Here is a 12,139-nt window from a genome sequence, read left to right on the forward strand (position 1 = left end):
CTGATCTACTCCGGCGAACGCGGTCGGATCGCGTTCACGGTCCCCCATTTCGGCCGGTACCTACGCGCCAACTGACGGGACATGTCCAGTTCGAACGAAATGTGAGACGTGGGAGAGCAAACCAGTAACTAGGCCGACAGGGCGACAACTCCAAGGTCTTCGCACTCACCGCTGACGCCGGCTTTGGTTCCATGGGCACGCACACGCTCACCCTGCACACCGTCTCCACGCCGTATGTACTCACGGTGGCCTACAGCGCGCTGGACAAGCCATTCGACACCGTCGACCTCACCCGGCCGGCCACACTGCTCCTCGGGACCATCGAGCACCTCAACCGCGTCGAGGTCACCTCTGGCACCGACAGGTTTGCCCTAACGTCCTCGGAGGCCAGCGCCAAGCTCGGCTTCGATGTGAAGGAGCTGGGCCGGGACGAGGCCAAGCTCCTTGCCTACTCCCGGTCCCTCGACGACTGACGCTGAACGGGCGCATGTGGCGTACGATCCTGGCGGGCATGGTGACAATTGACCCGCTGATGATGAAACCGCCGTCGGTGAGCCATGGCGGCGCGAACTCGAAATCGACTGATGGCTTACTGCACCGGTCGGAGTCGGCCGCGGCCCGTGGTGCGTGCGGTGAGGCCCACGGCCCCGGGCATCACCGCGCACACCAGTCCTCGAAGCACTTCAGGTCCCCTGTTCGATATCGGTTTCCCCCCGCGCAGGACCACGACAAGACTGTAGTCGGGGTCCATGGGCGCGCCCGCTCCACCGAGGCCTCAGTTGACCCGCTCCGCGTGGGCTGTACCCGACAAGCAGCGCGCTCATGACGCACCTCCAAGGGTGGGCTCGGCCGGCCCAGGGGCTGGGGCCGGCTCGGGCATCGGACAACGCCCGACTCCACCAGCCAGCGCCCAGCTCGCCTCCTGGCGCAAGGCCAGGCACGCGACCCCATGGGCGTGTGCCCCGCTCGTGGCCGCCATCGACGCCCAGCGCTCTGGGGATGGCTCAGTCTCTGGGCGCGGTCGTGTCCCATGGATTGAGGCAAGGGACGCCGAGGGGTTCGAAGTGTTTGGTGTTCCGCGTCGCAATGGTCATCGCTGCAGACTCCGCGACGGCGGCGATGAGGGCGTCGTCGAACGGCGCGTGCTCGGGGACCCGATAGGCCGCGAGGATCCGGGCTGCCGACAGGTCGAACGGCAAGACCCGGTCGGCGAACGTCGGCAAGACGTTCTCCTCGAACCAGCGGCGCAGTACCGCTCCTTGCTCGGCGTCGGATCGCTCCTTCGCAATCACTCCGCGCTCGATCTCCGCGATGGTGAATGCTGAGACGAACTGGTCACCGACGGGAACCGACCCTGCCCATAGCTCGACGGGCCGGTTGCGCCCTCGGACCCGCATTGCGGACACCACATTGGTGTCCAAGAGGTACTTCACAGTTGTGCTGAGCGAGCCGTCAGGCCCAGGCGATCGGGTTCGAACTCGATGTCGCTACCGTCGTCGGTGCCCAGGAGGTCAACAATAGTGACGGGCTCGCCCTCCAGAGCCTTGGTGAGCACGTCGCGCGCCTCCGCCTCAACCGACCGGTGACGCTGCTTAGCACGCGCGCGAAGCGCGGCCTTGGTCCCTGCGGGAAGGTTGCGGATCAGGATCTGTTCCATAACGACCACCTCCGATATCACTCCAACGATATCACTGCCTGATTGGAGCGTCACGTCAACTTCAGCGCGACCTCCCAGTGGCGACCCGGACTTGCGGCAGCGCCTGCCTTCGGCTCCCGATCGATCACCGGATGCGGATCAGCTACCGGGCTGGGATGCGCCCGTTACGAACCGTCAAATGATCGGCCAGAGTAGGACCAGCCGTTCGCCGGGCGGCGTAGCCTGCCTATCCGTGCGGAACGTTTCGCATCTCACCGGGTGCCGATGGCTCGGCCGTGGCGCGAAGAATCCACCGCAGTCTCCACCGGCTGCGACCTGTCATAGATGCCAAGGCGCAGCTCGGCCTGTTCTTCGACCACGAAGTGGACCAAGTCATGGGGGACGTCAGCATGGCCAGGCGCCGCTCGCACCGGGACATCGACACTTACGTCGTACGTGTCTCAGAGTCCCCTTGTTGCACCTGGTCGTGCCCCAGAGTCGATCCCTGCCAACAACCAGACTCGTGAGATAAGTGAGCGTGTCAACGCAACGCCGCGCCTCAGCTCGAGGCCATCGACAGGTATTAGCGGATCTGGAGCATGGCATCCATCGCGTCGGCGTACCGGATGGGATCGAGGTCGCCGATGATGCGCTTCTGCATCAGGTAACCGGGAATGAGTGAGAACAGCACCTGACCGAGCGCCTCGATGTCGGTGTGCTCCGGAAGCTGCCCGGCGGTGTGGGCGCGGCGGACGAGATCGAGCACCGCTGAGCGCAGGACCGTCGCCTCGACCGCAGCCATTCGCGCGATCTCTGGGTCACGCTGCGCCTCACCCCACACCTGCAGAGCCAGCCGGCCGGGTCCGTCGGCGATGGTGTCGATCTGGATGACCAGACGGCGCAGGACGTCACCCATCGGTGGAAGCCGGTCGTCGCCTAGCAGGTCGCTCACGGTCGCAGTGATTCCGCCCACCACCTCTTGGGCGATCGCGGTGATGATCGCGTCCTTGCCGGAGAAGTAGCGATAGACCCCGCCAGATGACATACCGGCGGCGGCGATGATCTCGTCCATCGAGGTGGCATGGAAGCCATTGAGGGTGAAGACTCCGCGCGCAGCGTCGAGGATCTGCTGTCGCCTGGCCTGCCGCTGTCTTTCGCTGATTCGTGGCATGGACACAGCATAAGCGAACGACCGTTCTTGACAGTCCGGGACCGGTGGGTCACAATCAGCTAAGGGGAACGGACGTTCTCCATTAGTGGGGGTTGGGACATGTCGAAACCAGGACCGAGAGCCGCAGCCCACGAGGGCGGGACTCCCGGACAGCCCTCCAGCCGCGTGGCGCTGACCGTGTGCATCATCGCCGCGGCGCAGCTCCTCCTGGTTTTGCTGTTCGCGTGGTCGTCCTCGCGCTCAACACCGCACGACCTGCCGTTCGCGGTCGCCGGCCCCAAGCCGGCGGTGGACTCGCTTGTCCAGGGTCTCGAGCAGACCCAGCCCGGCGCATTCACCGTGACGAAGTTGGCCGATGACGCGGCGGCGCGCGCCGCGGTCACCGACCGGAAGGCGTACGGGGCCTTGTCCCTGTCGAAGACCGGAGCCACTCTCTACACTGCGGCCGCCGCGAGCCCGGCGGTAGCCCAGGCGCTGACCCAGTCCATTCCGCCGGCGCTGAAGCAAGGACTGCCGCAAGCCGTTGTCACTGTCACCGATCTCGTGCCGAACCCGGCCGACGACCCCCATGGCGCTTCGCTTCCCACAGCCTTGATCCCGATTACCCTTGCATCCGTCGCGGCGGGTGCGGTCATCGGGTTGCTCGCTGGGACGCGCAGGCTGCGACTCGCTGCCCTCGCGATGTACGCCGTGCTCACCGGCACCCTGTCGACCCTCGCAATCCAGACATTGGTCGGGGGGCTCACCGGGTCGTGGCTCTCGAACGCAGCCGTCATCACCCTGGCTGCGTTGGCCATCGCATCAGCAGCCACAGGTCTCGTGGCTGTTGCCGGTCCCGCCGGGGCCGTCGTGAGCGCTTTGGTGGTCTTCTTCGTCGGGTTCCCGTTCTCCGGCGCGACGACCGCCTGGCAGCTTGTCCCAACGCCCTGGGGCCAACTCGCCCAGTACCTACCCGTCGGTGCCACCAACACGGCCTTACGGTCAGTCGCATTCTTCGACGGCGCAGCATCGGCAGCCTCACTCACGGTGCTCGCCCTGTGGGGTGCAGTGGGACTTGGCCTGTCTCTGCTCACCGGCAGACGGCTCGAACCCGCCGGCTGACGCAGACCGGCTCCCGCTCCCGAGAAGTGACCCCGACATTCCCCACGGGGGCCGCGAGACTCCTGGTTGTGGTGGACGGGCCCCGTAGAACCGTGCGCTGTCCACCACACCCGGCAGCTCAGCCCTACCGGCGGCGGGCGAGGACGACCGCGTCGATCAGAACGCCGGTCTGCCCGTCCGGACGGGTGGCCTCCCGTTCGACCAGACCCATCTCGACGACGGTCCAGTCATCGGCTGCGGCGCCGGTCGACGCCCAGGTCTCTTGCGGGCTGGGGAACCCTCCCTCCGGCTCCTCGTGGTCCGACCACGGAGGGATCGCGCCGTGGTCGATCACCAGGAGGGAACCGTCCGGCGCGACCGCCGCAGCCGCCTGACGCAGGATGGTCTCCGCCGGCAGGTCGACGGGCGACTGCAGGAACTGCAAGGACACGAGATCGAAGGTGCCAGCAGGGAACGACTCTCCCAGACTGTGACGCTCGAAACTGATCGCAGACTCGACACCGGCCCGCTGGGCAAGCGAGCGAGCGCGGCCGAAGGCTGTCTGCGAGATGTCGACGGCCGTGACCTGCCAGCCTTGCTGGGCGAGCCATACGGCGTCCCCACCTTCGCCGCACCCGAGATCCAGCGCGCGTCCGGGCGCCATCCCCTCCACCCTCGCGACCAGCCCGGCGTTGGCGTGGCCGCTCCAGATCTGGTCACGCTGTCCGTAGTGCTGCTCCCAGAACTGCGTCGGATCCTCGGGTTCGGCCCGGTGGTGGCCGGCGTGGTCAGCGTGGTGATCGGTATGCGTCATGCAGTCATCGTCACGCGACGATCCCCGTCGTAGCAAGTCCCGTTGCTGTTCCGGCAAAGGATAGCGTGCCAGGCCCCGAGGTTGTCGTGCGACTCGGACGCGGACGGCTCGTCACGATCGAAGTCCCCCACTGGCACAGGCGAACACAGGGCTGCGTCACCCCTCGGCCCAGGTGCGTCCCACCCGACGGGTGGTTGCCTTGAGGTAGCTGGTCCGGTCCGTCGGGTCCTCGTCCGCGCGCGGCCGACTCGGTGGCGGGCACCTCCCGGTGACGAGCGGCGGCGGTGCTGGAGCTGCTTGTGGTGAAGGAGGCGTGACCGGTGCTCTGGCCAGCTCCACCTCCAGCCGGAAGTCGACTCCCGCCCCGACCGCAGCCGGCACGGCCCGGCTCGACCCCGAGCCATCTCTGGGAACGTCCCGGACACAGCCAGCCCCCGAGGGGCCGAAAACTTTTGCGGCCGCGATTTTCTCGGCGTACCCGTGGCCGAGGTCAACGCGGTCGCAGATGGCCAGCGCACCGGTGAACAGGCGGAGGGAGACCACCTTCGGGCCCGTGGGGCCCCGGTCGATCTGGAACACGACTCCCGATGCCCCGGCAACGTTCCAGCACCATCGTTTCGGTCTGGGTGTCGCCGGCGTCGACGCTGCCCTGGTCGGCGCGTTCACGTCGATTCGGTGAGGGGCGACGCGTGGGGACCTGACGGCTGCTCGCATGCCGGTCTCTCACTCGGACGACGGACTGACCCCATGAGGACACCACGCCGCGCTGTACCCCCACCACCGGCTTTTCCGTCTCGCCTTCGCGCAGACCGTTGTCGCCACGTCGCCGCGTGGCGGCGGCATACTCCTCACATGGCCTATGACGAAGAGCTCGCCGACCGGCTGCGCGAGACGCTGCAGGACGTGTCGGGAGTGACCGAGAAGCGGATGTTCGGCGGGTTGGCGTTCATGGTGAGCGGCAACATGGCGGTGGCGGCGGGCAGTCAGGGCGCGTTGATGGTCCGGGTGGACCCGTCGTTCAGCGAGGAGCTCGGGAGCCGGCCGCACGCGAGCCGAATGGTCATGCGCGGCAAGGAGATGAACGGGTGGCTGACGGTCGACGCAGACGGGCTGCGGACAGACCCCGACCTCGCGAGCTGGGTCGAGACGGCCCTCTCCTACGCGCAGTCGTTACCGACGAAGTGAGCTGACGGGCCCACTCAAGCCCCAGCCCGGCGTGCGGCGAGATCCCCGTAGGACGAACGTACCGGCAGGCTGGGTACTCCCGGCCCTCCCGCGAGCGCGTCCCGGTTCGTAGCGTCGACAACATCATCCGATGCCTCGACCCAAGGAGATCCCATGTCCTCCACCACGATCCGACCGGCCACCGACGTGCGGACCTCGCTGCGTCCGTGGCGGGCCCTGCTTGCCTCCGTCGCCGCGCCCGTCATGGTCTGGCTTGCTGTCACGCGGTTCAGCGGCACGGCGTTGCTCGTCGCGTCCGGGAAGTCGACCCAGGAGGTCGGCATCGTCGCGGTCGTGCTCGCCGCCCTGGTCGGTGCCTCCGGCGCGCTGCTGGTCGCGGTCCTCGCCCAGCGCAGGGCCGTGCACCCGCGGCGAGTCTTCCTGGCGGTGACCCTGCCGCTGCTGGTCGTCTCCCTCGCCGGTCCCCTCAGTCAGGCCACGACGACCGGATCCGCCCTGGGCCTCGCGGCTCTCCATCTCGTCGTCGCCGCGACGGCGCTTCCCCTGCTCGCGCACCGGCTGGTGTCACGATCGGCTAGAGAGGCGAGAGGATGACGGGTATGCCGCGAGCTGCCGCCGGTGTTGCCGCGTGGATCCGCGTCCTGCCGGGCTGGCTCGCCGCCGGTTGGGCCACGATCTGGACCGTGGGGCTGCTGGCGCCGGCGTTGGGTGCCGCCTCGTCGACCGCGAGGCCGGCACTCGTGCTCGTCGCGTTGGTGACCATGGGCGCCTGCTTCGGGGCCACCGTCGTCGGGGCACTGCGGTCGCCGCGGCGGGGCGGCGTGTGGGCGTGGACATCGGTGACCGTCCAGCTGCTGGTCGCCGCGGCGCTCGCCACGGTTCCCGGGTTGCCTTGGATGACGTTGCCCCTCATGGTCGTCGTGTCGGTGGCGCTCTACGTCGACCTCGGTACGGCCGTGGTGCTCGTCCCTGTCGTCGCGGTTCTGGGCGCAGTGGTCCAGCAGGCCCGCGGCGAGACCTGGTCGGACGCCCTGTGGGAGACCGGTCTCCTCGTGGCCCTCGCGGGGTACCTCACCCTCGCCCTCAGCTGGCTGGGCTCGCTGGTCGGCGAGCTCGACAGGACCCGCCACCAGCTGGCCCACGTCGCCGTGGCGCAGGAGCGGGTGCGGTTCTCCCGGGACCTGCACGACCTGCTCGGACACACCCTGTCCGTCATCGTGGTCAAGGCCCAGGCGGCCCGACGCTCGGCTCCCGTCGACGTCGAGGCGACCGTGCGGCATACCGCGGACATCGAGCAGATCGGCCGTGACGCCCTGACCCAGGTGCGTGAAGCCGTCCGCGGCTACCGTTGCGAGAGCTGGCACGACGCCCTCGCGGGGGCTGTGGCGACGCTCAGCAAGGCCGACCTGGAGACTCAGGTGGTCGGGGCCGGATCGGTCCTCGACCATCGGCAGGCCGAGGTGTTCGGCTGGGTCGTGCGTGAGGGCACCACCAACATCCTGCGACACGCCGCCGCTCGACGGGTGACGTTCTGGCTCACAGTCGACCGCGGCGTGGCGACCCTCGTGGTCCGGGACGACGGTGACGGGGGCTCGTTGCCAACCCGGGACGGGATGGGGCTGACCGGGCTGCGGGAACGCGTGGTGGTGCTAGGTGGGTCGCTGTCCGCCAACGGTGACGGACGCGGGTTCACCCTGACGGCAACGGTTCCCACCACCGTGGCTGGCTCGGCATATCCCGATGCCGATGACCGTATGTCGTCCGCCTCGGTTCCAGGCGACCGGACACCGTGACCGGTTCGACGACCGACCGCGTCACCCGGGTGCTCATTGCCGAGGACCAGGTGATGATGCGCGAGGCCCTCGCCCTCCTGCTAGACCAGGAGGAAGGGCTGGCCGTCGTAGGGCAGGTCGGCCGGGGCGACGAGCTGGTCGAGGCGGCCTTAAGCCTGCAGGTCGATGTGGCACTGGTGGACATCGAGATGCCCGGGCTCAGTGGGCTGGACGCAGCCGCGGCTCTGCGGCAGCACGCTCCCCAGTGCGCGGTCGTCATCGTCACGACGTTCGGTCGGCCGGGATATCTGCGGCGCGCCCTCGACGCCGGCGTCCGGGGGTTCGTCGTCAAGGACGGTCCGATCGAGTCGTTGGCCGAGGCGATCAGGCGGGTCGTGGCGGGGGAGCTTGTCGTCGACCACGCGCTGGCGGTCGACGCGCTGTCGGCCGGACCCAGCCCACTCACCGAGCGGGAGCGTGAGGTACTGACGGTGGCCACCGACGGGTCGACGGTCGCCGACATCGCGGCCCGGTTGCACTTGTCGGAGCAGACCGTCCGGAACTACCTATCCGGCGCGATCGGCAAGACGGGGACGAGGAACCGGATCGAGGCTGCCGCCCAGGCGCGGGAACGTGGCTGGCTCTGACCTGTTCTGGCCCGCTCAGGCCCGGGCTGGCCCGCTCAGGCCCGGGCTGACGTGATCCTTTCAGTCCCGGGCCTGCCAGGTGCAGATGCAGGCCTCGTTGCCCTCGGGGTCGGCGAGGATCCAGAACGACGGTGCTTCGGCGTCGGACACCAGCCGCCCACCAGCCTCGATCGCCTTCGCCATCCGTGCCTGGGCCTCGTCGTGCGGGACTGTCACGTCGATGTGGATCCGGTTGCGTTGCGGCCGTGCCTCGTCCATCTGCTGGAACCAGAAGTTCGGGCCGATCGTGTCGGGGTCGGTGACCTCGTCGTCAGCCACGTCCCACCCCAGCACCGCCGCCCAGAACGGCAGCACCGCCGGGATGTCCATCGCGTCGATCGCGATCTCGAGCTCCGTGATCCGGGCGTTGTCCGGGGTCAGGCCCATCTCCGCCACGATCGCCGAGACCGCGGTGCCCAGTGCCACGTCGCGGTTGGTGACCCCGCCGACATCGTGGCTGGAGGTGACGACATGGACCCGGCCGTAGCGCAGGTCGATGTCGGGATGGTGCTGCTGCTCCTCGGCAACCTGCCCGATCCGGTCCACCAGAGTCAGGGCGGTCGCGAAGTCCTCGGTCGGCACCGTGAGGTGCATGCGGCGCAGGATTCTGCGCCACCCGGGCATCGCGTCGGTGGACTCCTGTCGGGTCATGGTCTGCGGTGTCTCGCTCATGCTGGGACATTATCGCGGTGGGAGGAAGGTGCGTCTTGAGAGCAGTGTCTCGATAGAACCCACTCAAAAGGGATGCAGGTGACCAACCCCTACGGCGACATCGAGCTTGACGCTCGAGGGATGCGGGCTCTGGCCCACCCGGTCCGGCTCGCCCTGCTCACCCAACTGCAACGGCACGGACCCTCGACCGCGACCCGGCTCGCCCCCGGACGTGCAGGTGTCGGACGGGGTGCGCCCTCACGGTCAGGAGCGCTGGTGGGAGGCCGCCGCGCGCGGTTTCCGGTTCGCAGCTACGGACGTGGCGAGCGCGGGGCCGGCAAGCGAGCTGGCCCGCGTCATGGAGGCCACGGAGGGTGACGTCGTCGGGACCTGGCACGCCGACGTCGAGCCGCGCCTCGAGCTCGACTGGCGTCGCCTCGCCGGCCGGTCAAACACCCGCATCCTCGCCACCGCCGAGGAGCTCGCCGAGATCGAGGCGAGGATCGAGGAGGTACTGGCTCCCTTCGTCCTGCGTAAGGACGCCGACCCCGCCGACGTCCCGACGGGAGCCCGCAGCATACGGATCCTGCGTCATGTCCTTCCCGGTTGCGACGAGGCGTCCGCGTGACGAGCTTGGTCCGGGACCGCCGGTTCTCGACGTACTGGTTCGGACAGGGTGTCTCCCAGCTTGGCGACCGGGTCTCCGAGCTGGCGCTGCCGCTGATCACGGTGACGACGCTGCAAGCAGGCCCCACCGCCGTCGGCCCGTGGCCTTCGCGATGGGTCAGCTGAGCATCTGGCTGCTGTGGTCACCCAGTATCACGACCCGCAGCGTCGCGGACCTCCAACCGGTGGGCGCCTGACTCGACACCCCGATCGAGCGGCCGGACTCAGAGTGGCCGTTCGTACCAGGCCACGTCGACCCATTCTCCGAGCTTGGTGCCCACCTCGGTGTAGGTGCCGATATGGCTGAACCCGAATCGTTCGTGCAACCGCACGGACTCGGGGTTCGGCACCGCGATCCCGGCCAGGGCTCGGTGCAGTGGCTGACCGTCGAGCTCCTCGAAAAGCCTGGTGTAGAGCCGTTGTCCGACACCGCGGCCCGTCGCTGCCGCGTCGACATAGACAGAGATCTCGACGGTCGTGCGGTAGCCCGGCTTCGGTCGGAAGGGGCTGCTGGTCGCATACCCGAGCAGCCGGTCGTCCTCGACTGCGACGACCAGGCGGTGCGGGCCAGTCGTGTCGTAGTGGTGCAGCCACTCTCGCCGCTGGTCGATCGTGAACGGCACGTCGTCGAAGGTGGCGAGGCTCGAGGTGACGTAGTGGTTGTAGAGCTCGGTGAGGGCGGGGAGGTCGTCCTCGCCGCCGGGCCGCAGGTCCATGAGCCGATCATGCCCCGCTAGCCTCGGGTCGATGAGCAGCGGCGCAGCACCGGAAGCACACAGCGCGCTTCGCGCTGACTGCGCTTCCTGCGCCGGACTGTGTTGCGTGGCCCTGCCGTTCGCCCGGTCCGCGGACTTCGCGATCGACAAGCCGGCGGGTGAGCCGTGTCCCAACCTCGACGCCGGTCACCGGTGCACGATCCACGCCGAGCTGCCCGAACGCGGGTTCCCCGGGTGCGTGACGTTCGACTGCTTCGGCGCCGGTCAGCAGGTCACGCAGGTCACCTTCGGGAACCGGTCCTGGCGGGACCATCCCGAGCTCGCAGCACCGATGTTCTCGGTTTTCGGTGTCCTCCGTCAGGTCCACGAGATGCGGTGGTACCTCGCGGATGCGGCCACCCGCGAGCTCTCCGAGCCGCTCGCCGCCGTCGTCGTCGCGACCGGGGCCCGGCTCGCCGAGCTGGTGGGTATGCCTGGACATGACCTGCGGATGCTCGACGTCGCCGCGCTCCGGGCCGAGGTCGACCCCGTGCTGCTGGAGGTCAGTGCCGCGGTCAGGGCGGGCACGGCGGAAGTGAGCCGCCGTCACGCCGACCTGGTGGGCGCCCGGCTGGCGGGCGCGGACCTTCGTGGAGCGGACCTGCGCGGCGCGCTGCTCATCGCGGCCGACCTGACCGGTGCCGACCTGCGCCGGGCCGACCTGATCGGAGCGGACCTGCGCGGGGCGGTCGTCCGCGCGGCAGACCTGTCCGGCGCCCTCTTCCTCACCTCACCCCAGCTGGCCGCCGCTCGCGGCGACGGGCGGACCCGCGTCGACCCGCATCTGGCCCGTCCGTCGCGGTGGGCCGATTCCGTTGTCTAACCAGCTCTAGGAAGAGCGGCATACAGGCGTATCGACCCTCATCGAGCCTCGAGGTCGAGCAGGTAGCGCTTGGCCTCCACGCCGCCCGCATACCCCGTGAGGGCACCACTGGACCCGACGACCCGATGACAGGGCAGCACGACGCAGAGCGGGTTGGCACCCAGCGCGGCGCCGACGGCGCGTGCCGCGGTCGGGCGGTGGATAGCCGACGCGAGCGCCCCGTAGGTCGCCCGTTCCCCGTAGCCGACCGTCTCCGCGAGGGTGCCGAGCACGGAACGCTGGAAGGCGGAAGCCATCACCAGGTCCGTCCGCAGGTCGAAGGCGCGCCGCGTGCCGGAGAGGAACTCGTCGAGCTGGCGCCGGGGCTCGTCGAGGCGGCCCGGCAGCCGCAGCACGCGTGGCGAGAGCGTCCGACCGAGCCGGTCGAGCGCGGTGTCCTCCGACTGGTCATCTGTAGTGAACCGGGACATCACCAGAGCACCGGAATCGTTCAGCGCCAACAGGATCCGTCCGATCGACGTCTCCGCGACGGCATACGACACCTGGGCTGTCGTGAACACGGGCGGTGCTCCGCCTGGCGACAAGGCCGCGAGCTGTGTCTCGATGGTGTCCATCAGAGGTCCTTCCGCAGGGTCTTCAGGCCGTCGCTGACGAGGCGTCGGCTCATCGTGGGCGTGGTGCCGAGCATCTCGGCGATCCTCGGGTGGTCGAGGTCAGCGACGTATTTGAGCACGACTGCCTCGCGCTGCCGCTCCGGCAGCCTCGCGACCCGCACCCACAGGGCGCTGTCGACGACGCCCGCATCGGGGCCCGGCGCAGTTCCTCCAAACGCCTCCAACACGAGAGCGTCGTCGGTGGGACCGGCACGCCGCCCCCGGCTGCGGTGCTGGTCCATCGCGC

At 69.0% G+C, this 12,139-nt stretch carries 18 protein-coding genes; 9 read left to right on the forward strand and 9 right to left on the reverse strand.

What is annotated here, in order from left to right; all coding sequences use genetic code 11:
- Nucleotides 1-191 precede the first annotated feature (191 nt).
- Nucleotides 192-473, forward strand: a complete 282-nt coding sequence (locus tag ABI385_RS03580; RefSeq protein WP_348102364.1) for a hypothetical protein — start codon at nt 192-194, stop codon at nt 471-473.
- 531 nt (nt 474-1,004) lie between these two features.
- On the opposite strand, the gene ABI385_RS03585 is transcribed toward ABI385_RS03580, so the two are convergent.
- From ABI385_RS03585 to ABI385_RS03595, 3 genes are all read right to left on the reverse strand, one after another.
- Complete coding sequence (locus ABI385_RS03585; protein WP_348102365.1) at nt 1,005-1,421, reverse strand: type II toxin-antitoxin system VapC family toxin; 417 nt, start codon at nt 1,419-1,421, stop codon at nt 1,005-1,007.
- Between the two features lie 8 nt (nt 1,422-1,429).
- Nucleotides 1,430-1,657, reverse strand: coding sequence for a FitA-like ribbon-helix-helix domain-containing protein (locus ABI385_RS03590; RefSeq protein WP_348102366.1), 228 nt, complete (start codon nt 1,655-1,657; stop codon nt 1,430-1,432).
- A gap of 562 nt (nt 1,658-2,219) precedes the next feature.
- A complete protein-coding gene (locus ABI385_RS03595; protein ID WP_348102367.1) occupies nt 2,220-2,807 on the reverse strand; it encodes a TetR/AcrR family transcriptional regulator in 588 nt (195 codons plus the stop codon).
- Between the two features lie 99 nt (nt 2,808-2,906).
- On the opposite strand from ABI385_RS03595, the gene ABI385_RS03600 reads away from it, so the two are divergent.
- The gene (locus tag ABI385_RS03600; protein ID WP_348102368.1) at nt 2,907-3,908 is read left to right on the forward strand and encodes a hypothetical protein; all 1,002 of its coding nucleotides are present in this window, start codon (nt 2,907-2,909) and stop codon (nt 3,906-3,908) included.
- 124 nt (nt 3,909-4,032) lie between these two features.
- Here the strand turns inward: ABI385_RS03600 and ABI385_RS03605 are convergent, their stop codons facing one another.
- Together ABI385_RS03605 and ABI385_RS03610 are read right to left on the reverse strand one after the other, a co-directional pair.
- Nucleotides 4,033-4,701, reverse strand: a complete 669-nt coding sequence (locus ABI385_RS03605) for a class I SAM-dependent methyltransferase (RefSeq protein WP_348102369.1) — start codon at nt 4,699-4,701, stop codon at nt 4,033-4,035.
- 156 nt (nt 4,702-4,857) lie between these two features.
- A complete protein-coding gene (locus tag ABI385_RS03610) occupies nt 4,858-5,244 on the reverse strand; it encodes a hypothetical protein (protein WP_348102370.1) in 387 nt (128 codons plus the stop codon).
- A gap of 309 nt (nt 5,245-5,553) precedes the next feature.
- On the opposite strand from ABI385_RS03610, the gene ABI385_RS03615 reads away from it, so the two are divergent.
- From ABI385_RS03615 to ABI385_RS03630, 4 genes are all read left to right on the forward strand, one after another.
- Nucleotides 5,554-5,886 carry a TfoX/Sxy family protein gene (locus ABI385_RS03615; protein WP_348102371.1) on the forward strand — a complete coding sequence of 111 codons (333 nt, stop codon included), beginning with the start codon at nt 5,554-5,556 and terminating at the stop codon, nt 5,884-5,886.
- A 153-nt stretch (nt 5,887-6,039) separates the two neighbouring features.
- The gene (locus tag ABI385_RS03620) at nt 6,040-6,480 is read left to right on the forward strand and encodes a DUF6069 family protein (RefSeq protein ID WP_348102372.1); all 441 of its coding nucleotides are present in this window, start codon (nt 6,040-6,042) and stop codon (nt 6,478-6,480) included.
- Between the two features lie 5 nt (nt 6,481-6,485).
- Nucleotides 6,486-7,679, forward strand: a complete 1,194-nt coding sequence (locus ABI385_RS03625) for a histidine kinase (RefSeq protein WP_348102373.1) — start codon at nt 6,486-6,488, stop codon at nt 7,677-7,679.
- Complete coding sequence (locus tag ABI385_RS03630; RefSeq protein ID WP_348102374.1) at nt 7,676-8,305, forward strand: response regulator transcription factor; 630 nt, start codon at nt 7,676-7,678, stop codon at nt 8,303-8,305. The genes ABI385_RS03625 and ABI385_RS03630 overlap by 4 nt, the downstream gene beginning before the upstream one ends.
- Before the next feature lie 60 nt (nt 8,306-8,365).
- On the opposite strand, the gene ABI385_RS03635 is transcribed toward ABI385_RS03630, so the two are convergent.
- On the reverse strand, nt 8,366-9,016 hold the full coding sequence (locus tag ABI385_RS03635) for a VOC family protein (RefSeq protein ID WP_348102375.1): 651 nt from the start codon (nt 9,014-9,016) through the stop codon (nt 8,366-8,368).
- A 229-nt stretch (nt 9,017-9,245) separates the two neighbouring features.
- Between ABI385_RS03635 and ABI385_RS03640 the strand changes: the two genes are divergently transcribed.
- Together ABI385_RS03640 and ABI385_RS03645 are read left to right on the forward strand one after the other, a co-directional pair.
- Nucleotides 9,246-9,623, forward strand: coding sequence for a hypothetical protein (locus ABI385_RS03640; RefSeq protein ID WP_348102376.1), 378 nt, complete (start codon nt 9,246-9,248; stop codon nt 9,621-9,623).
- The gene (locus tag ABI385_RS03645; RefSeq protein WP_348102377.1) at nt 9,620-9,787 is read left to right on the forward strand and encodes a hypothetical protein; all 168 of its coding nucleotides are present in this window, start codon (nt 9,620-9,622) and stop codon (nt 9,785-9,787) included. Before ABI385_RS03640 ends, ABI385_RS03645 begins: the two co-directional genes overlap by 4 nt.
- A gap of 98 nt (nt 9,788-9,885) precedes the next feature.
- Here ABI385_RS03645 and ABI385_RS03650 read toward each other — a convergent pair whose 3' ends face one another.
- Nucleotides 9,886-10,377: an N-acetyltransferase family protein gene (locus ABI385_RS03650; protein ID WP_348102378.1), complete on the reverse strand. Its 492-nt coding sequence runs from the start codon at nt 10,375-10,377 to the stop codon at nt 9,886-9,888.
- Between the two features lie 31 nt (nt 10,378-10,408).
- Here ABI385_RS03650 and ABI385_RS03655 point away from each other — a divergent pair, with 31 nt between their 5' ends.
- Nucleotides 10,409-11,239, forward strand: a complete 831-nt coding sequence (locus tag ABI385_RS03655; RefSeq protein ID WP_348102379.1) for a pentapeptide repeat-containing protein — start codon at nt 10,409-10,411, stop codon at nt 11,237-11,239.
- 38 nt (nt 11,240-11,277) lie between these two features.
- Here ABI385_RS03655 and ABI385_RS03660 read toward each other — a convergent pair whose 3' ends face one another.
- Complete coding sequence (locus ABI385_RS03660) at nt 11,278-11,853, reverse strand: methylated-DNA--[protein]-cysteine S-methyltransferase (protein ID WP_348102380.1); 576 nt, start codon at nt 11,851-11,853, stop codon at nt 11,278-11,280.
- On the reverse strand, nt 11,853-12,139 hold a 287-nt coding region (locus tag ABI385_RS03665; protein WP_348102381.1), incomplete at its 5' end, for a sigma factor-like helix-turn-helix DNA-binding protein. The genes ABI385_RS03660 and ABI385_RS03665, both read right to left, overlap by 1 nt.

Origin of the sequence: Lapillicoccus sp. (assembly GCF_039935575.1) — a bacterium.
Taxonomy (GTDB): domain Bacteria; phylum Actinomycetota; class Actinomycetes; order Actinomycetales; family Dermatophilaceae; genus Lapillicoccus.